Annotated in this window: 16 protein-coding genes and 1 other RNA gene; 15 read left to right on the forward strand and 2 right to left on the reverse strand. The window is 27.9% G+C overall.

The window, feature by feature from the left end:
• The 3 genes from Q0W06_RS16070 to ssrA form a co-directional block, all read left to right on the forward strand.
• Positions 1-326, forward strand: a 326-nt coding sequence (locus Q0W06_RS16070) for an SH3 domain-containing protein (protein ID WP_297637987.1), incomplete at its 5' end; no start/stop codon positions are given.
• A gap of 70 nt (positions 327-396) precedes the next feature.
• A complete protein-coding gene (locus Q0W06_RS16075) occupies positions 397-594 on the forward strand; it encodes a hypothetical protein (RefSeq protein ID WP_297637990.1) in 198 nt (65 codons plus the stop codon).
• Between the two features lie 100 nt (positions 595-694).
• Positions 695-1,036, forward strand: a transfer-messenger RNA (tmRNA) gene (gene ssrA / locus Q0W06_RS16080).
• Positions 1,037-1,382: 346 nt separating this feature from the next.
• On the opposite strand, the gene Q0W06_RS16085 is transcribed toward ssrA, so the two are convergent.
• Positions 1,383-1,790: a hypothetical protein gene (locus Q0W06_RS16085; RefSeq protein ID WP_297637993.1), complete on the reverse strand. Its 408-nt coding sequence runs from the start codon at positions 1,788-1,790 to the stop codon at positions 1,383-1,385.
• A gap of 174 nt (positions 1,791-1,964) precedes the next feature.
• On the opposite strand from Q0W06_RS16085, the gene Q0W06_RS16090 reads away from it, so the two are divergent.
• From Q0W06_RS16090 to Q0W06_RS16115, 6 genes are all read left to right on the forward strand, one after another.
• Positions 1,965-2,213, forward strand: coding sequence for a hypothetical protein (locus Q0W06_RS16090; protein WP_297637996.1), 249 nt, complete (start codon positions 1,965-1,967; stop codon positions 2,211-2,213).
• 477 nt (positions 2,214-2,690) lie between these two features.
• The gene (locus tag Q0W06_RS16095) at positions 2,691-3,698 is read left to right on the forward strand and encodes a hypothetical protein (protein ID WP_297637999.1); all 1,008 of its coding nucleotides are present in this window, start codon (positions 2,691-2,693) and stop codon (positions 3,696-3,698) included.
• Positions 3,699-3,700: 2 nt separating this feature from the next.
• Positions 3,701-5,197, forward strand: a complete 1,497-nt coding sequence (locus Q0W06_RS16100; protein WP_297638002.1) for an AAA family ATPase — start codon at positions 3,701-3,703, stop codon at positions 5,195-5,197.
• 9 nt (positions 5,198-5,206) lie between these two features.
• Positions 5,207-6,745 (forward strand): hypothetical protein, encoded by a 1,539-nt coding sequence (locus Q0W06_RS16105; RefSeq protein WP_297638005.1) that lies wholly within the window; start codon positions 5,207-5,209, stop codon positions 6,743-6,745.
• Between the two features lie 572 nt (positions 6,746-7,317).
• Entirely contained in the window at positions 7,318-8,304 is a 987-nt protein-coding gene (locus Q0W06_RS16110; protein WP_297638008.1) for a HipA family kinase, read from the forward strand.
• Positions 8,273-9,166 (forward strand): DUF3037 domain-containing protein, encoded by an 894-nt coding sequence (locus Q0W06_RS16115; protein ID WP_297638011.1) that lies wholly within the window; start codon positions 8,273-8,275, stop codon positions 9,164-9,166. The genes Q0W06_RS16110 and Q0W06_RS16115 overlap by 32 nt, the downstream gene beginning before the upstream one ends.
• Positions 9,167-9,301: 135 nt before the next feature.
• Here Q0W06_RS16115 and Q0W06_RS16120 read toward each other — a convergent pair whose 3' ends face one another.
• Positions 9,302-12,058, reverse strand: coding sequence for a type I restriction endonuclease subunit R (locus Q0W06_RS16120; RefSeq protein ID WP_297638014.1), 2,757 nt, complete (start codon positions 12,056-12,058; stop codon positions 9,302-9,304).
• A 172-nt stretch (positions 12,059-12,230) separates the two neighbouring features.
• Here Q0W06_RS16120 and Q0W06_RS16125 point away from each other — a divergent pair, with 172 nt between their 5' ends.
• The 6 genes from Q0W06_RS16125 (at position 12,231) to tnpA (ending at position 18,174) form a co-directional block, all read left to right on the forward strand.
• On the forward strand, positions 12,231-13,778 hold the full coding sequence (locus Q0W06_RS16125; protein WP_297638030.1) for a type I restriction-modification system subunit M: 1,548 nt from the start codon (positions 12,231-12,233) through the stop codon (positions 13,776-13,778).
• Between the two features lie 11 nt (positions 13,779-13,789).
• Entirely contained in the window at positions 13,790-14,977 is a 1,188-nt protein-coding gene (locus Q0W06_RS16130; protein WP_297638016.1) for a restriction endonuclease subunit S, read from the forward strand.
• A gap of 65 nt (positions 14,978-15,042) precedes the next feature.
• Complete coding sequence (locus tag Q0W06_RS16135; RefSeq protein ID WP_297638019.1) at positions 15,043-15,411, forward strand: hypothetical protein; 369 nt, start codon at positions 15,043-15,045, stop codon at positions 15,409-15,411.
• 132 nt (positions 15,412-15,543) lie between these two features.
• Positions 15,544-16,293 carry an FRG domain-containing protein gene (locus Q0W06_RS16140; protein ID WP_297638022.1) on the forward strand — a complete coding sequence of 250 codons (750 nt, stop codon included), beginning with the start codon at positions 15,544-15,546 and terminating at the stop codon, positions 16,291-16,293.
• A 2-nt stretch (positions 16,294-16,295) separates the two neighbouring features.
• Positions 16,296-17,468, forward strand: a complete 1,173-nt coding sequence (locus tag Q0W06_RS16145; protein ID WP_297638024.1) for a DUF262 domain-containing protein — start codon at positions 16,296-16,298, stop codon at positions 17,466-17,468.
• A gap of 247 nt (positions 17,469-17,715) precedes the next feature.
• Entirely contained in the window at positions 17,716-18,174 is a 459-nt protein-coding gene (gene tnpA / locus Q0W06_RS16150; protein ID WP_297638027.1) for an IS200/IS605 family transposase, read from the forward strand.
• Positions 18,175-18,261 lie beyond the last annotated feature (87 nt).

The raw sequence follows: 18,261 nt of genomic DNA on the forward strand, positions 1-18,261 counted from the left end.
AAAATGGGGCTAAAGTAGAAATACTAGAAACAAAAAATGGATGGCATAAAATAAAATATGGAAGTTCATATGGATATGTAAGTGCAGACTATGTAAAAACAACAGGAAGCACATCACCATCAAATCCAGGAACAAGTACATCAAAAACAGGAACAGTAACTGCAAGTAGCTTAAATGTAAGAGAAAATGCAAGCACAGGAAGCAGAGTTATAGGATCACTTGCAAAAGGAAGTAAAGTTACAGTTACAGAAACAAAAAATGGATGGCACAAAATAAAATTTGGAAACAAAACAGGATACGTAAGTGCTGATTATATTAGATTCTAAATTTAAAAATATTAGAGGTTGTTACTGCAACCTCTTTTGCATATAAATAAAAGGAAAAGGGGAAAAGAAAATGGAAGTTTGGATAGAAGAAATAAAACGACTTATAAGAGTATTTTTCAAAAACTACGTAATATTTTGGGGTGTACTAGGAATATTCTTAGGATTCTCAATGGATAGCCTTGCTTTATTTATTCCACTATGTTTATGCCTTGGATATTATTTTGAAGCAAAATATAAGGAGAAAATTAATGGAGGGAAGAATAGGTAGGACAAGCACCCGTTGACAAGTATTTAGGGATAATATATACTAAATATAGAAAACCGAATAGCAAAATAAATAGCGTTTGCAAACATTATTTACCTAACATGGGGGCGTTTTGGCTTCGACGGGGGTAAGTGAGGTTTGGTAAGCGAGCCGAGGGACGCATGGAGCCTCGATAATAAAGTATGCAAAAAGATAAACGCAGAAGACAATAATTTTGCATTAGCAGCTTAATATAAGCGCTCATCAGTCCTGAATGCCCACGTTTGGGGTAGCTGGTGTCATAAAGTGGGAAACGAAGTCTAGCAAAGCTTTGAGCTAGAGGGGTATTTATGAAGCTAGTGAATGGGACGTTTGTCTATAGATGTACCCAGGAGCGAAATTTAAATTATAGACTACGCTCGTAGAAAGCTAGACGGATCTACTTTCGGACAGGGGTTCGATTCGTGAGACAGAGTCGCTTTATAAGGTAACTTATAAATGATAACTTGGCTTTATCGGTGAAACCTTAACAGATAACAATAGTTATGCTGATGGCAATACCGAGAGGTATGTGAAGAAATTCAACAGCCTTGTATCGACTTATAGATTCCTAAAGTTTTAAACTAAGGAATACTAGGATAAAGGATATAAACTATACTAAGCCTTTATAATACGCCAAGAATCCAGAATATGGATTAAGATATAGTCAGTGCCTATATGAAAAATAGGATGCACATGACCCCTCGCCTCCACCATTATAAATCACGATAGATATCGTGATTTTTTTAGTTTATAGAAAAATATTTGTATTTTTAAGAATTCATAAAATCTATATAAAATTGTTCTTTTAAAACTAAGAGTTCTTTAGTATAACGACCATTTCTAGGAGTTAATTTCTTATATTTAGTAATTATAAGATTAGCTCTTTTCTTTTTAGATTCAATAATTAAATAAGGAGAAATCTCCTTTAAAAAATCAATAGCATCATTTCGTCTTAAAACATAACTATAACAATCTTTATGTCTTTCTAAATTATAATTTTTCTTTTTTATAATAGTTCCCTTTCCATAAGCCTTTTTAATAAAATCAAATAATTCGAGAGTAGTAGATGCAATAGATACGCAAGGAGAAGGAAATTCATTCTTATGAATTCTTTGAAGCATAATACTTCCCTCTCCATCGATTATTCCTGCAATATAAGCTTTTTCTGTTTCAGTCATAAAATCACCTCTAATATTATTTTTTCCCAAAGAGAGAAAAGTATGTAATTTATAGAGTAATATTTTTTTATTAACTCTTATTATTTAAAAGATATTTTATTAGTATTATGGAATATACTTTATAGAGATTTAAATGTTTAAATTTCTATAAAGTATATCAAAGGGGGGAGTGTTTTGCGTAAAGATAAAAAAAGTTCTAATCGAAATCCAAAATGGAAATTTACTGAAGATGGCTATATTCATAATTCTGATGGTACAATAAGTGGATATACTATAGGAGATACTTATTATAAAAATAATGGAGATATTTTATATTTTAAATCAGGTGATACAATTTTAGATTCAAAGGGTAATACAATTGGATATAAACAAGGTGATATTTACTATGATTTTGATGGAAATGTAATTACTGTAGATCGCTAAATATAAAATTAACAGATGAACATATGATATTTTAAACTTCAAGTAAGGTAAAACTTTAGATTACTTGAAGTTTTTTTTGTTTTATTTTGATAGGTAAGCAGCTAAAACTAAAATCCAAACCCCGTGGCACGGAACAGCCTCTGAAGGAGGCTAGTCTGCTGCTCGGAGCTTGTGGAAAGACTAACCAAAAGTAAATGAGTCTAAAAAGGTAATGGAAGTTAAGATACAGAAATAAGATAGCTACTTAGTCTGTCTGTGCCCATGGTTTGTGCTGAACATTTTATGGTTAGCTTCATATAGCAAAAGGCAGAAAATGAAGTAGAAGTACCTTAAATGATAAATTAGAGAAAGGATAAAATAAAATTTATGTTAAAAAAAGAAAAAATAGTTAATTGTAGTTTTTGGATGGTGTAATATTTTAGGAGTAAAAGAAAATTTAAATTAATATTGATGAGCAAAATAGTAGGAGGAGAAAATGTGATGAAAAGAATAAAATTTCCTTTGGAAGTAGCCAATGGAGTTAGGGCGAGAGATTTAGATGAATTACGAGAAAATTTTGATATAGAATTAATAATGATATATTTTTATAATGGTAAGTTAATTACTTGGTTAGAGGATAGAGATTATAGTATTGAATTAGAAAAAATTAAAAGTCTAAAGGACTCACATAAAAACTTAGTAGAAAAATTATGTAAAATATTTGAGGTTAAATGTTCTAATTTGGAATTAGATGTTGATAGAATAATAGAAAAACATAAAAAAATAGCTTATTTAAAGCAGTTTACAGAAGATACATTAATACTTGAAAAAATAGAAAAAATAGCATTTGATGATGAAGAATTAATAAAATTAGTAAATGAGAGGAAAGTAACCAATGGGATAATAAATGACAAGGAAGCAAGTGATAGAGATGGGGTATTTGGTAAAATAGCGAATATGCTAATTGGATTTAAATTAATTAAAGAACCTATAGAAATACATGTATGTGGAGAGAAATTTGAAATTCCTTTAGAGGAGGAGAATATTACCTATATAGGTGTTAACAAAGCAGTAGCTTTAATTAATGCAGAGAAATTAATCGATTTTGAGAAACTTAACATTAAATTTATAAATATGGAGTTTAATAAAAAATATAAGGATATAATGAAGGAATATGATGTAGGAACAAGGAAAAATAAAAAAATAATAGAAAAACGATATCAACAAATTTTAAATAAAATAGAAGAAATCAACAGAAGAACAAGTATAGGAATTGAGCATAGTTTTGATGAAGAATTTAAATTACAAAAAGAATGTAGGGAATTACTATTAGATTTTAAAAAAGAGGCAATAAATGGAGAAAAAAATTTTGGGGAGATAGCATTTCAAATGGATTTAGAGCAAGTTGAAATTTTTTTAAGAAGTAGTATATATTTTGAACAGGCAAAATATATAATGGAAAGAAACTATTTTAAATATATTGAAAGTATGAATGAGGGGAAATAGAGATGAATGAAGTTAAAGAGAAAGTGTTACAGTACATAGAAGCTGGTTTTCCAATTATCTATATAGAAAGTTTTGAAGAAGAAAAAATTAATGGGATTTTAGGACAAGTCTTTAATAGAAGAGAAGTAGTTGAATGGAATGGATATAGAGGTGCGATAGACTTTAAATCTAATAAAAAGCTCTTAATGGAAGAAAGACAATCTTTAAATGATATGATTTTTGAATTAAGAAGGATTGGAGAGCTTGATAATAAAATTTTTATTATTAAAGATATTAAAAATTTTATAGAAGATAATGAAAGCATTTCTGTAATTAAGGGACTTGCTAATGAGATTAATAACGGACTAGAATCGACTATTATTGTTGTTACAAATGAAGTAATAATTCCTAAAGAAATTGAAAAATATGTTACGATAATGGAATTAGAGCCTCTTACAAGTGAAGATATCAAAGAGATAATTGGTAAATTTATTGAAGAACAAGGTACTAATAAACTTCAAGAGAAACTTTTAAGTGAAATGGCAAATGCATTTAAAGGATTAAGTGAACTTGAGATTAATAGTATTTTAGCACTTGCTTATGCTGAAAATGGAGAAATTACAAGACGGGATTTATCATTGATTTTTGAACAGAAAAAGCAGATGATAAGAAAAGATGGAACTCTTGATATGATTCCATTAAAAGAGTCTTTAGATGAAATTGGTGGACTTGAAAATTTGAAAATATGGCTTGAAAGAAAAGGAAAGGTATTTAAAGATATCGATAAGGCATTAGAATTTGGTGTTGATATGCCTAAAGGAGTTTTAATAGCAGGAGTACCTGGATGTGGAAAATCTTTAAATGCTAAAGCATGTGCTAAATTATTTGAAGTACCTTTACTAAGAATGGATATGGGAAGACTCATGGGAAAATATCTTGGGGAGTCTGAAAAAAATATGAGACGTGCCATAAAATTAGCAGAAGCAATATCACCTTGTGTGCTTTGGATAGATGAATTAGAAAAATCTTTTGCGGGAGTAGGAGGAGTAGGAGGAGCAGCTGAGGTTACAACTAGATTATTAGGAACTTTTTTAACATGGATGCAAGAAAAAGAAAGTCCAGTATTTGTTGTAGCAACAGCTAATGATATCTTGGGACTTCCACCAGAATTACTTAGAAAAGGTAGATTTGATGAAATATTTTATGTTGGATTACCTAAAAAGGAAGAAAGAAAAAAGATATTTGAAATTCACATAAAGAAAAGAAGAAGAGAAGATTTTCAAAAAATAGATTTAGATAAATTAGTTGAGAAAACAGATGGATATAGTGGATCAGATATAGAGGGAATAGTTAAGGAAAGTATCGAGAAAGTATTTACAGATGAAAAAAATGAATTAAATACTGAAGATATTATAGAAGTTATTTTTGAAACACATTCATTATCAGAGTTAATGAAAGAAAATTTAGAGAAGATGTCTAAGGAATATGAAAAGCGTAAATTTAAGAATGCTTCAATGTAGGTGAATGAGATGGAAAATATAAAAATAGATAATTTAACTATTGGAATGACTGAGGAAGAAGTAAAAGAGTTTTTGAAGATACAAAAAGAATTTTTAAAGAGTTATTCTAAAAATAAAGATAAAGTACCTTTAGAGATATGGTTAAACAATGAACTGAAAAAATATTTACCAGAAAAAACAACAGAAGAAGTAGAAAAGTTTACTAGAGAAATTCTAGATACTTTAGAATGCAATGAAAAAAATAAAATATCTTTGGAAAAAGCAGTTAATAATGGAATGAACAAAGAAGTTTGGTTTGCTAATGAATTAAAATATTCATTAAAAGATTTGTCTAATAATAAGATTATAGAATATTTAGATAATTTAGATATGGCAGTTAAAAAGACTAATGAAGCTATGTACTATACAGTTACAACTAAAAGTGGTGCTATAAATCAGAACTTTAATTTAGATGGATTTATTGCAGAACAGAAACATGTTAATAGTTTTAATTTAGATGCTACATCAAAAAATAGTGAATATATAGCAGAAGTATTAGTTCCAAAAGAGGGACAAACTTATGGAAAGAATTCAATAGATGTTGTTGTAAAAGATAAGGCTGGAAAAGTTGTTCAAAGATATCAAGCTAAGTATGGAAAAACAGCAAAGGATACAATAAGGCTTCTTAAAGATGGAAACTATAATAATCAAAGATTTTTAGTTCCTAAAGAACAAGTCGCCGAAGTTCAAAAGGCATTTCCTAAAAAAAGTGTACAATCAGAAATAGCTATTGATAATGTAAAGAGTAATGGTATTTCTAAATCAGAAGTGAAAAATTTGCAACAAGAAGTGCAAGAAGGGAATATAAAAACTGATGATTGGAATGTGCTTCAAACTAAACAAGTAGCAGTGGGAATTGCTCAAAGTGCAGCATATGCAGGAATCCAAGGAATGGCTATGGGAGCTGGAATTGAAATAGCTACAAAATTTTTAAATGGTGAAGAAATAGAAAGTGATGTGGTTATAGAAAGTGCTTTAAGAACTGGTGGGACAATGGGAGTAAATGCAGCAGCAACTGGAGCGTTAAAAGTAGGAGTAGAAAAAGGTTTAATAAAAATAATTCCAAAAGGAACTCCAGCAGGAATACTAACTAATATAGTTTATGTAGGAGTAGAAAATGCAAAAATACTTTATAAAGTAGCAAGAGGAAAATTAACATTAAAAGAAGGACTTGAAAAAATAGAAGAAACGACAGTAAGTATGGTATATGGAATGAGCTTTGCTGCTGAGGGAGCTGGAATAGGAGCTGCAGTTGGATCAATATTAGGTCCAATAGGAACTGGAGTAGGTGGACTAATAGGAGGAGCAGTTGGATATTTTGCAGGATCTAAAGTAGGAAAAGCTATAGTAAAGACAGGACGGGCGATTAGAGAGAAAGCTAAAGAGTTTGTTGGAGCAGTTGGAACTGTTGCAAAAGGAGCTTGGAATGGAATTAAAAGTGGAGTGTCAACGATAGGGAAAGGACTTACTTCAGTTGGAAATGGGATTGCAAGTTGCTTTAGATTTTAATCGAGATATATAATCTAGTGTATTAAAAATATTTAATATCACTAAATTATATTTTTTATGAATATTTGGACATATTGATAAATGTAATTTGATAAAATGGCAAGATTGGTAATAAATAAATCTTGCCATTATTTTTTGTGGATATCACTAGTTAGATCATAGGTTCTGAAGAGATTTTAACTATGATTAAGTAAAAGAGGATAACTCATAATAAGTAATAATCATTTAGCATGTAGTAGATAGTATTGTAAATATTATTAGGTAGTTGTACCTAGATATCGAAGATAGATAATTTATGAAAAAAATAAAATAAGATATCAGAATAAATTTAAGAAAAGTATGAGTTTAAAAGTAGGTGAAGTAATAGAAGCAAATACTTGCAAAGAGGATATCAATATGTTAACGAGTAGACTACTGGAATTAAGAAGAGCATAACTTATAGGAGATTTGCTTATGAATTTGATATATATGTAAATTAAAAATTATAAATAGAATTAATAGTATACAGATTGCTTGTTATACATAATTAATGTAAAATTATGTTTATAAATAAAATGTTTGGAGTGGTTATAATGAAGGAATTAGAGGTAGAAATGTTTTTAAAAAATATGGGACAAGGGGCAAGTAGACCTGCGTTAATAATTTGTGATGACTATCAGCACTATGTAATAAAAAATGAACGTGTTGAAATTGATGGACAAACCCATAAGAGTGATTGTATGTTTGTAAACGAACTACTTGCTTTTCAAATAGGAGAATTTTTAGATGTTCCAGTTCCAGAATCTGTGATTGCAATAGTTAATAAAGAAACGGTAGAAAGTGATCCAGAGGTTAGATTTCAATATAAATTTGAGGCAGGGCGATTTTTTGCAAGCAAAAATCTAGAACAAGTAGAAAACAATATATTAGATAATTTCATTAAGCTAAGAAGCATGAAAAAACCATTCATAAAGAAATCCTGGAATAAATTTTTTCAAGAAGTTAATAATAAAGAAGATATAGCTAAAATTTTAGCATTTGATATTCTAATTGCAAATTTTGATAGATATAATAATATGGGGAATATATTAATTAATTTAGAAGGAGCAAATAAAAAAATTTATGCGATAGATCATGGACATTCATTTTTTGGACTATTTTGGAATACTAATAAAATTGGATGCTTGAAAATAGAAACTATCACGCAGGAGTATATAATGTCGTATAGTAAGGGGATATTAGAGACAATTACTAAAAATAGCCCCTTTTCACAGTGGACTATTTTTGGAGCACTACAAGAACATATAGATATTGAAGACGAAAACAATCATTCATTTAAAGATATTGTAAATAGAATAAAAAGTTTAAATGAAACAATGATTGAAGAATGGCTAGATAATATTCCAGAAGAATGGTATGTTAATAAAACAAAGCAAAAGGCATATTATATTAACTTTTTAATGAAACAAAAAAATATTGTTGAGAATATAATACAAGTATTAGCTGAAAATGGAGCTTTTACAAATTATACAGGAGGTGTGCTAAGATATGAATGTACAAAAAAAGAAAATACTATATAGTGTTATAAGATATACTTCAGATATTGTAAAGGGAGAAATTCTAAATGTAGGCTTGATATTTCATAATGTAGGGGACTCAGAAGTAAAGTATTTTTTGTTGAATGAAAAAAGCCCAAAACTCAAATGTATATTTACTAGTGAAACAGAGATGAATATATATAGAACCAATAGAGAAGTTATAGAAGAATATTTAAAAAAGAATGCTAAGGATATGAGTGGAATTGTGGGAGCAATTTCAATTGATAGTTACTATAGTGAAAAATTTTTATATAAATTATGTGAGTATTCTAATGAAGAAAAAATGCTCTTTTCAGAGCCTAATATAGTATATACGAAAGATTGCAATAAATTGTTTACAGTAGTTTTAAATAAATATGTAGGTGAAAAATATATAAATAAAAAAGAACAGACAATAACAGCTAAAAAATATTTAAAAGAAGTATTCATAAAAAATGAAAATTTAAAGAAAAAAGTAAAAATAGATTTGAAAATCAAACCAATTTTAGAGTTAGAAGAATTAGATTTGAAAATAGATTTTACATTTAAAAATGACAAATGGAACTATATACAAACAGTACCTTTTGTTAAAAGTAAAATTGAAAATATTGAATGGTTTTCAGAAACAAAAATGTTACTGGATGCAAAGTCTGAGAATGCAAAAATACATTTAGTTTATAAAAATTCAGAACTTATTGAGGATGAAGCAACTCATAATTTATTGAAATATTTAAAAGATAAATACTGTAATTTAGTCCTTCATAATATAGAAGAGAAAAAAGAAATAATTGATTTATGTAATATTATTGAAAAAGAAGGTGTGAATTTTACTGAAAATAATGAGAATTTCGATGAAGTAGTATGATGATAAAAGTGTGGAGACAAATAGTCTCCACATAATGTCTAGATAAAGACAATTTCAATAGAGTAAAAGTAAAATATAACCTAGCTTTCTCAAAGAGTAGCTAGGTTGTATTTTTATGAAAAATATCGATTTATTTTAAAGTGAAAACTTATGTGCACAGTCCATAATGAAGGTTTTGATTTTTGAAGCTAATGTCCTTTTTTGTTTAAAAGATACTTTTAAAGATGAGTTTATATCTTTAGTATCAATCATTCCAGAAAACTCATATTCATCTACGTAATTTTTTATTTTTTCTTTATCTAGTCCAACTTCAGTTGATAAAGTTTGGATTTCTTCTTCTTTTTTAACTTCTTTAAATAGCTCTAAAGCTTCATCCATAGATTGAGTTGGATTCATTTCAGGAACAACTCTATTTAAGAATTCCCTTAATAAATCAACTTTATATCGAAGTTCTTCATTATCAGCTTTTTCAAGTTCCTTTAAGATGTATTCTATATCTTCTTTTTGTTTTTCTTTATTATCTCTGTCAATATTTCTAATTAGGTTTAAGATGTAATCAACATTAATTTTATCAGTTTGAACAAGCTCTATTACAAAGTCTATATCATTTAAGATAGATTCTTTTTGTTTTTCTTGTCTTTTGACAGTATCATAAATACCAAGATATTTACTTTTAAAGTCTTCGTAAGTTTGCTCATCAATTCCTATATTAGAGGTATCAAGTTCAAAGTCTATAAAGGTATTTAATTTAACTAGAATTTTACTAAGATCTCTAAAGGCTAAAATAAATTCTTTTTTTTGCTCTTCACTTTGAATATTATCTAAATCAGAAGGAGTTTTAGCAATACTATATAATCTATCTAGCTCTAATTTAAAGGCTGTTTCAAGATAATCTTTACTAGGTGTTAATACTGATTCTATATTATCTGAATCAGAAAAAAGCTTAAGAGCTTTATCAGTATTTTCTTTTAAGTTTCTATAACAAACTATATTTCCAAAAGGTTTAGTTGGTTTATAAACTCTATTTGTTCTTGAAAAGGCTTGTAGAAGTCCATGATATCTTAAGTTTTTATCTACATATAAAGTATTTAAAAGTTTACTATCAAAGCCTGTTAAAAACATATTTACTACAAGAACAATATCTATTTTTCCAGTCTTTAATTTCTTTTGAACATCAGAAGAATAAGCTTGGAATTTATCTGTATTATAATCACTACTATAAGTTTTATTATAATCAGCGATGATTCTTTCAAGACTTTCTCTTGAATGTTCATCTTTACCTTCAGAATCTTCATTTTGACCATAAGTAAAAATTCCAGTTATCTTTAAGTCAGAATTTAAGCTTTTAAAAATATCATAATACTTAATAAGCATAGGAATATCTTGTACTGCAAAAATCGCACAATATTCTTTATGACGTGTTTTATTATTATGAATACTTATTATATGCTTTGCAACTGACTCCAGTCTTTCTGAGTCCATGAAAGCTTCTTTAGTATCTATTCCAGCAACTTTTTCATTGTTATCTTCATAGACATAACCTTTTATAGTATTTATATAATCGATAGAAAACCCTAATACATTTCCATCAGCTATAGCATCTTTTATAAGGTAATTATGAAGCTTTTTATCAAAAAGACTTTTAGTTGATCTTCCATCAGCACCTATATTTTCTTGAAGTATTGGTGTTCCTGTAAATCCAAAGTATTGTGCATTAGCAAAATACTTCTTTATACTTTTGTGCATATCTCCAAACTGACTTCTATGACATTCATCTATAACAAAAATAACTTTTTCTTCTTTATATTTCTCTAAAACTTTTTCATATTTAGGACTATCTATAGCATTAGCTAACTTTTGTATAGTTGTAACAATAAATCGTTTATCAGCATTTTGAATATTATCTATAAGAGTGCGAGTGTTTTTAGTAAGATCAACAGAATCTTTCTCAAACTTATTAAATTCTTTTACAGTTTGACTGTCTAAATCTTTTCTATCTATTAAAAAGAATACTTTTTTTATATTCTTCTCATTGGCTAAGATTTGGCTACCTTTAAAAGAAGTTAGTGTTTTTCCTGAACCTGTAGTATGCCATATATATCCGTTGTTATTAGTCTCTAAAGTTCTTCTTTCTATTGATTCAACAGCATAGATTTGATAAGGTCTCATAACCATTAATAATTTTTCTGTATCATTAACAACCATATATCTTGCAATTATTTTAGCTATAAAGTTTCTTTCAAAAAAGCTCATTGTAAAGTCTTTTAGATTGGTTATTCTTTTATTTTTATCATCAGTCCAAAAGAACATGAACTCCTTATTAAGCTTTCCATCATTATTACAAAAATATTTAGTATCAACTCCATTAGAAACAACAAAGATTTGAATGAATCTATAAAGAGCTTTCATATAAGAATGACTTTTATATCTTACAATTTGATCAAAAGCAGCAGTCATATCAAGACCCCTTCTTTTTAGCTCAATTTGAACTAAAGGAAGTCCATTTATTAAAATAGTAATATCATATCTATTTTTATATGTTCCTTCTACACTTGTTTGATTTGTTACTTGAAATATATTATTACACCAGCGTTTATAATTAAAGAAATATAAATAAACTTTCTTACCATTATCCCTGACTAATGTATACTTATCTCTTAAAATTTTGGCACTATCAAAAACTCCTTTTCCTCCAATATAAAGCATTATCTTTTCAAATTCTTTATCAGTAAAAGGAATATCATTTAATTTCTCTTTATTTTGTAAAAAAAGTTGATGTCTAAAATTATTTATTAAAGATTCTTCATCTTTTATCTTTATTTTTTCAAAGCCTTGTCCTATGAGTTGTTCTATCATAAGATTTTCAAGCTCCCATTCTGGTTGATGACTCATATAATCCCTCCCTCAATTTATACCCTTCAAATTAAAGTGTACAATAAAAAACCTAAAATATTAACTATTTATGAATAAAATTAATAAAATATGTTTATTTTTTGTACAAAGTGTAATATAATTAAAATTAATAAAGAAAATTTACATATAAAGGGGAAAATAACCAATGGAAATGATGACTTATGAGAAACAACAAAGACAGCAAGGGGAGCTTCACAGTAAACTATGGACTATAGCAAATGATTTAAGAGGAACAATGGATCCTAATGAGTTTAAAAACTATATATTAGGACTTATATTCTATAGATATCTTTCAGAAAAAATAGAGCTTAGAGCAAAAAAACTTCTTGAAGAAGATATGATCACATTTGAAGAAGTTTGTGCAACAGAGGAAGATAGAGAAGAACTAAAAGAAATGTTAGTTGATGAAATAGGTTACTTCATAGAGCCAAAATACTTATTTTCTTCAATGATAAATAGAATAGAAATGGGAGATTTTGATGTAGAGTACTTACATCATGCTATAAATGAAGTTACAGAATCAACACTTGGACAAGCAAGTCAAGATGAATTTGATCATCTTTTTGATGATATGGACCTATCTTCAACAAAGCTTGGAAAAGATGTAAAGTCAAGAAGTTCATTATTAGCTAAGGTAATGGCAAATATAAATAACATTGACTTTATGTTAGAAGATAGTGAGATAGATATTTTAGGAGATGCTTACGAATATCTTATAGGCCAGTTTGCAGCAAATGCAGGAAAGAAAGCAGGAGAGTTCTATACACCTCAACAAGTATCTAAAATCTTAGCAAAACTTGTAACTATAAATAAACCAGATTTAAAAAATGTATATGACCCTACATGTGGTTCGGGTTCTTTACTTTTAAGAGTATCAAGAGAAGCTAATGTAAGAAAATTTTATGGACAAGAACTTACTTCAACAACATACAACTTAGCACGAATGAACATGCTTCTTCACGATGTAGAATATGAGCGTTTTAACATAAAGAATGATGATACATTAGAAACACCTTGTCATATGGATGAAAAGTTTGAAGCAATAGTTGCAAATCCACCATATTCAGCTAATTGGTCAGCAGATGCAAAATTTTTAGACGACGAAAGATTTTCAGCTTATGGAAAGTTAGCACCAAGGTCAAAGGCAGACTTTGCATTTATTCAACATATGATATACCAATTAGATGAGAATGGGACAATGGCAGTAGTACTTCCACATGGAGTTTTATTTAGAGGAGCTGGGGAAGGAATAATAAGAAAGTTCTTAATAGAAAATAAAAACTATCTTGATGCAGTAATAGGACTTCCAGCAAACATTTTCTTTGGAACATCTATCCCAACGGTAATCCTAGTATTTAAAAAGAAACGTGGAAATGAAAGAGATAACATATTCTTCATAGATGCTTCAAATGAGTTTGAAAAAGGTAAAAATCAAAATATGCTAAAAAATACTCATGTAGATAAAATTATTGAAACATATAAAAAGAGAGAAAGCATAGATAAATATGCATATAAAGCATCACTAGAAGAAGTAAAAGAAAATGACTATAATTTAAATATACCAAGATATGTAGATACATTTGAGGAAGAAGAAGAAATAGACATAAATGAAGTTAGAAATAGATTGAAAATGAGAGATGCAAAGCTAGAAGAACTTTACAAAGATTTAGAAAAAGATTTAAAAGAGTTAGGATTATAGGAGGTACAGAAATGGAAAAGAGAAAAAATGTACCTAAGTTAAGATTTAAAGGTTTTGATGATGAGTGGAAATTGGAACATTTATTTAAATATTTAAAAGAAAGTAGAATAGTTGGAAGTGAAGGCAGTAAAGCTAAAAAATTAACAGTAAAATTATGGGGTAAGGGTATTGTTCCTAAGCGTGAAATTTATGAAGGGAGTGATAACACTAAATACTTCACTAGACAAGAAGGACAATTAATGTATGGAAAGTTGGATTTTTTAAATTGTGCTTTTGGAATTGTTCCGAAGGAACTAGACGGATATGAATCTACAGTAGATGCGCCAGCGTTTGATATTAAAAATATAAATTCATATTTTCTTCTTAGTAAAATAATTCAAAAGAATTTTTATAAAAGAAATGGAGATATTGCTGATGGAAGTAGAAAAGCAAAGAGGATACATTCGGATGTGTTTTTAGATATGAAAATCAAAGTACCATCATTAGAAGAACAAGATAAAATAGCTGGCTTTTTAAGTAATGTAGATAAAATAATAGAAGAGCAAGAGGAAAAAGTAAAAGATTTAGAGCAATATAAAAAAGGAATGATGCAGAAAATCTTTAAAAGAGAAATAAGATTTAAAGATGAAAATGGGCAGGAATATCCTGAGTGGGAAAAATCTAAATTAGAAAAATATATTATTGAGTATACAGATAAAACGACTATAAATAATCAATATCCAGTATTAACATCTTCTAGAAAAGGAATCATATTACAAAGTGATTATTTTAAAGAGAGACAGATTACAACGGAAAATAATATAGGATATTATATTATTCCAAAAGGATATATTACATTTAGATCAAGAAGTGATGATGGAATTTTTGTTTTTAATGAAAATACTATATTAGATAAAGGAATAATAAGTTATTTCTATCCTGTGTTTAAATTAAAAGAAAATATAAATTCATATTATGCACGAATATATATGAATAATTATTTAAAAAAAGATATTTTAAGAGAGATAGTTGGAACCTCTCAATTAGTATTATCTATGAATAAGTTAAAACGATTGGAAATAAATCATCCATGCTTAGAAGAACAAAAAAAGATAGCTGATATTTTATCTAATATGGATAAAGTAATAGAAGAAGAAAATAAAAAGTTAGAAGATTCAAGATTATGGAAAAAAGGATTATTACAACAGATGTTTATATAGAAAGAGAAGTTTTAGGACTTCTTTTTGCTAAAATGATTTATTAAATATATAAAGGGGGTAAGTGTATGAAGGAGAATAAGTTAAAGAGTGGTTTAAAACATTGGGAATGTATGAAGTGTAAAGGTACTGGATATGTAAAATGGGATAGAGTTATTGAGAATGAACTTATTATATGTGTTACGGCAAATCAAAAACATAAAGATGGAACAATAAATAATAAAGTGGATATTGAAAGTGGAATAATTGAAACTTGTCTAAATGACATAGAATATATCAATAAGTTTTATGAAGCGAACAAAGATAAAGAGGTTACATTTTATATGAGAGAAAAATCAGGAGCATTATATGATGAATATAAGCTTTTAAGGTGGGAGAAGACAGCTAATTCAATACAGTTTATAGTAGATAAAACTTTTAGAAATATAGTTTGGTAAGTTAGTGGATAATTAGAGTATTGCAATTAAATAAAAAAAGATGACAGAAATAAAATTAATATTATAGAAAAATGAGCTATAGAGAACAAATAGCAATTATATAGATAAGATAGAGCGAAGAGAGGAAGAAGCATGGAGATAGAGTACATCGAAAGGTTGAGTAATTATATTAAATATGTTGAAGAGCTACCAAAGGAGTTTATAGTATCAAGAGGTCAAGGTAAAGACTTTCCTTTGATACCAAGTGCTTTACGAGTAGATGAAAATGGCAATAGGAAATATACTAGAAAATCAACAGCATATTTTTTGAATGAGTTTAAAATTAATGCCCATAATTATATGAAATATCCCTGGGATATTAAAGATGAGTGTGAATGGATGGTATATGGACAACATTATGGTATACCTACAAGATTGTTAGATTTTACATATTCACATATAGTATCTTTAATGTTTGCGGTGGAGTATGCATTTAAGGATGACCAACATGATTCAGTAGTCTGGTTTTTAAATCCAACAGCATTAAATAATAAATTTGCTAATAGATCTGAGATTATAAATGTAGCGAATGGAGAAAAAATGAACTATGGAAATTATGATGGACCAATAGCTATTAAAGCAAGAAAATTAAATGAGAGAATAAATGCTCAGGATGGGTTGTTTGTTCATTTTGAAGAAACAGACAAGGCATTAGAAGAGTGTGTTGAAGATGAAAATATTTTAAGAAAGGTTATAATTAGAGGAGAATGTAAAAAGCAGATTCTTGCATCGTTGTATTCTATGGGAATCGGATTTACTTCTATATATCCTGAATTAGATTCTGTTGCTAAAGATATAATAATGAAAAAAAATATTATAGATTTCATGAAAGGGGAAGAGTAGAAATGGAAGGAATGTATATAGTAAATCCTAAGTCACAAAATATACCAATTAATATTATTATTGATAAAATAGATAATGGATATAAGATTCAAAAATTAGATAGTATAGAAGATTTAGATAGTAGTGAAAGATTAAAACTTATAGATTCTATTATAATAGCTCCAGATTATCAAAGAGAATATAGAGCTTCGGTTATTGATGAAAGTTCACTTATAGAATCAGTATTAGTAGGAATACCTATTCCACCAGTATTTTTAGCAAATGATAGATATCAAAGTGTTCAGGTGATGAATGTTGTTGATGGACAACATAGACTACGTGCTTTTCATAGATTTATAAATAATAAATTTAAATTAACAGGATTAACATTACTGAAGGAGTTGAATGGAAATAATTTTGAAGCATGTGATTTTGGAATAAAAGAAAAATTATTAAGTTATGAATTACCGGCTATTGTATTTAAAGATTTTCCAGGGAAAGAGTTTGAATTGGAGATATTCAATAGATACAATAAAGGAACGAAGCCATTAACACAACAAGAAATTAGACATGCAGTGTATAATTCTAATGTAAATAGTTTTGTAAATAAATTTGCATATAATTTAATAGAAGAAAAATCGCCTTTGGAACTTTTTAATTCATATAATGCAACAAAAGATAGATTCCAAAAAAAGAAGTTACATGAGAGCATATTTGTAATTTTAAGTATACTTGAAAAAGGTATTAATAATAAATATGAAAAATCATCTATATATGCTGAAGAATATATGAAAGAAAAATCAGAGATGGAAAAGGCACAACCAGAACAAGCGTATGCTAATTATTTAGATATTATTAATAGATTTAATGAATTTAATAAAGTAGTTATTTTAATTAGCAAAAAAGTTGAATACCCATTTTCTAAGGAAATATACGGAGTATCTAGTAGAAATTATAAATTCCAAATTTCTATAGCAATGATTATTGCAGGTATTTTCAATAAAATATTAAATGAAGATGGATTGTTAGAAAGAATAAAGGAAGCGGATTTAATAGAAAAGCTTATAAATTTAATTGCAGGAACATTAGAAGATTCGTTTATAGAAGATCCAGAGTATAATGGTTCATCAACAAACTCTAAAGAACTTACTCTATTATTAGAGAAAGTTGATATAAAATCAGAAATTTTAAAGTAAATGACAAAATAGTAGAGACTATTGTCATATAGTATTTAGTTAAATAGAATTTATAATAAATTTTATACGATAATACATTAAAAATATGCTAAAAATTTTAGCATATTTTTTATTGTATGATGAATACCACAGGTTAGACCTGTGGTTCTAAAAGCTTTTAGCTATGAGTGAATAAAAAATTACCTCCTTTGGAAAAATAATTTAGGTTTGCCAACCAAATTGAAGTCCAAAGGAGGTATCGTTCAGAATGAACAACAATAGTTTAGCACATAGCAAATGGGATTGTAAATATCATTTAGTATTTGCACCTAAATATAGAAGGCAAATAATTTATGGAAAGATAAAATCGGATATCGGGATGATTTTGAGAAAATTATGTGAGCAAAAAAATGTTGAAATAATAGAAGCAAATGCATGTAAAGATCATATTCATATGCTTGTATGTATTCCACCGAAGCTAAGCGTAGCACAGTTTATGGGGTATTTAAAGGGTAAAAGCTCACTTATGATTTTCGATAGACATGCAAATTTGAAATATAAATATGGAAACAGAAAGTTTTGGTGCACTGGGTATTATGTTACGACTGTAGGTAGAAATAAAAAGGTAATTGAAGAATATATAAAAAATCAGTTACAAGAAGATCTAGCTGGAGAGCAATTAAGTATGATGGAATATATTGACCCGTTTACGGGTGAACCGGCATAGCCATCAATCTAATATTTCCTAAATTTGGATTAATGCTATAATGTAAAAGGTTTAAATAAAGAATAGGAAGTTGAAATATGCACGAAA

Origin of the sequence: uncultured Clostridium sp., from assembly GCF_947072515.1 — a bacterium.
GTDB lineage: Bacteria > Bacillota > Clostridia > Clostridiales > Clostridiaceae > Clostridium.

What these genes read in the sequence shown, in the direction of transcription:
- Q0W06_RS16075 (WP_297637990.1), top strand. Translation starts at nt 397, where the DNA reads ATGGAAGTTTGGATAGAAGAAATAAAACGACTTATAAGAGTATTTTTC.
- Q0W06_RS16085 (WP_297637993.1), bottom strand. Translation starts at nt 1,790, where the DNA reads ATGACTGAAACAGAAAAAGCTTATATTGCAGGAATAATCGATGGAGAG.
- Q0W06_RS16100 (WP_297638002.1), top strand. Translation starts at nt 3,701, where the DNA reads ATGAATGAAGTTAAAGAGAAAGTGTTACAGTACATAGAAGCTGGTTTT.
- Q0W06_RS16105 (WP_297638005.1), top strand. Translation starts at nt 5,207, where the DNA reads ATGGAAAATATAAAAATAGATAATTTAACTATTGGAATGACTGAGGAA.
- Q0W06_RS16110 (WP_297638008.1), top strand. Translation starts at nt 7,318, where the DNA reads ATGAAGGAATTAGAGGTAGAAATGTTTTTAAAAAATATGGGACAAGGG.
- Q0W06_RS16115 (WP_297638011.1), top strand. Translation starts at nt 8,273, where the DNA reads ATGAATGTACAAAAAAAGAAAATACTATATAGTGTTATAAGATATACT.
- Q0W06_RS16120 (WP_297638014.1), bottom strand. Translation starts at nt 12,058, where the DNA reads ATGAGTCATCAACCAGAATGGGAGCTTGAAAATCTTATGATAGAACAA.
- Q0W06_RS16125 (WP_297638030.1), top strand. Translation starts at nt 12,231, where the DNA reads ATGATGACTTATGAGAAACAACAAAGACAGCAAGGGGAGCTTCACAGT.
- Q0W06_RS16130 (WP_297638016.1), top strand. Translation starts at nt 13,790, where the DNA reads ATGGAAAAGAGAAAAAATGTACCTAAGTTAAGATTTAAAGGTTTTGAT.
- Q0W06_RS16135 (WP_297638019.1), top strand. Translation starts at nt 15,043, where the DNA reads ATGAAGGAGAATAAGTTAAAGAGTGGTTTAAAACATTGGGAATGTATG.
- Q0W06_RS16140 (WP_297638022.1), top strand. Translation starts at nt 15,544, where the DNA reads ATGGAGATAGAGTACATCGAAAGGTTGAGTAATTATATTAAATATGTT.
- Q0W06_RS16145 (WP_297638024.1), top strand. Translation starts at nt 16,296, where the DNA reads ATGGAAGGAATGTATATAGTAAATCCTAAGTCACAAAATATACCAATT.
- tnpA (WP_297638027.1), top strand. Translation starts at nt 17,716, where the DNA reads ATGAACAACAATAGTTTAGCACATAGCAAATGGGATTGTAAATATCAT.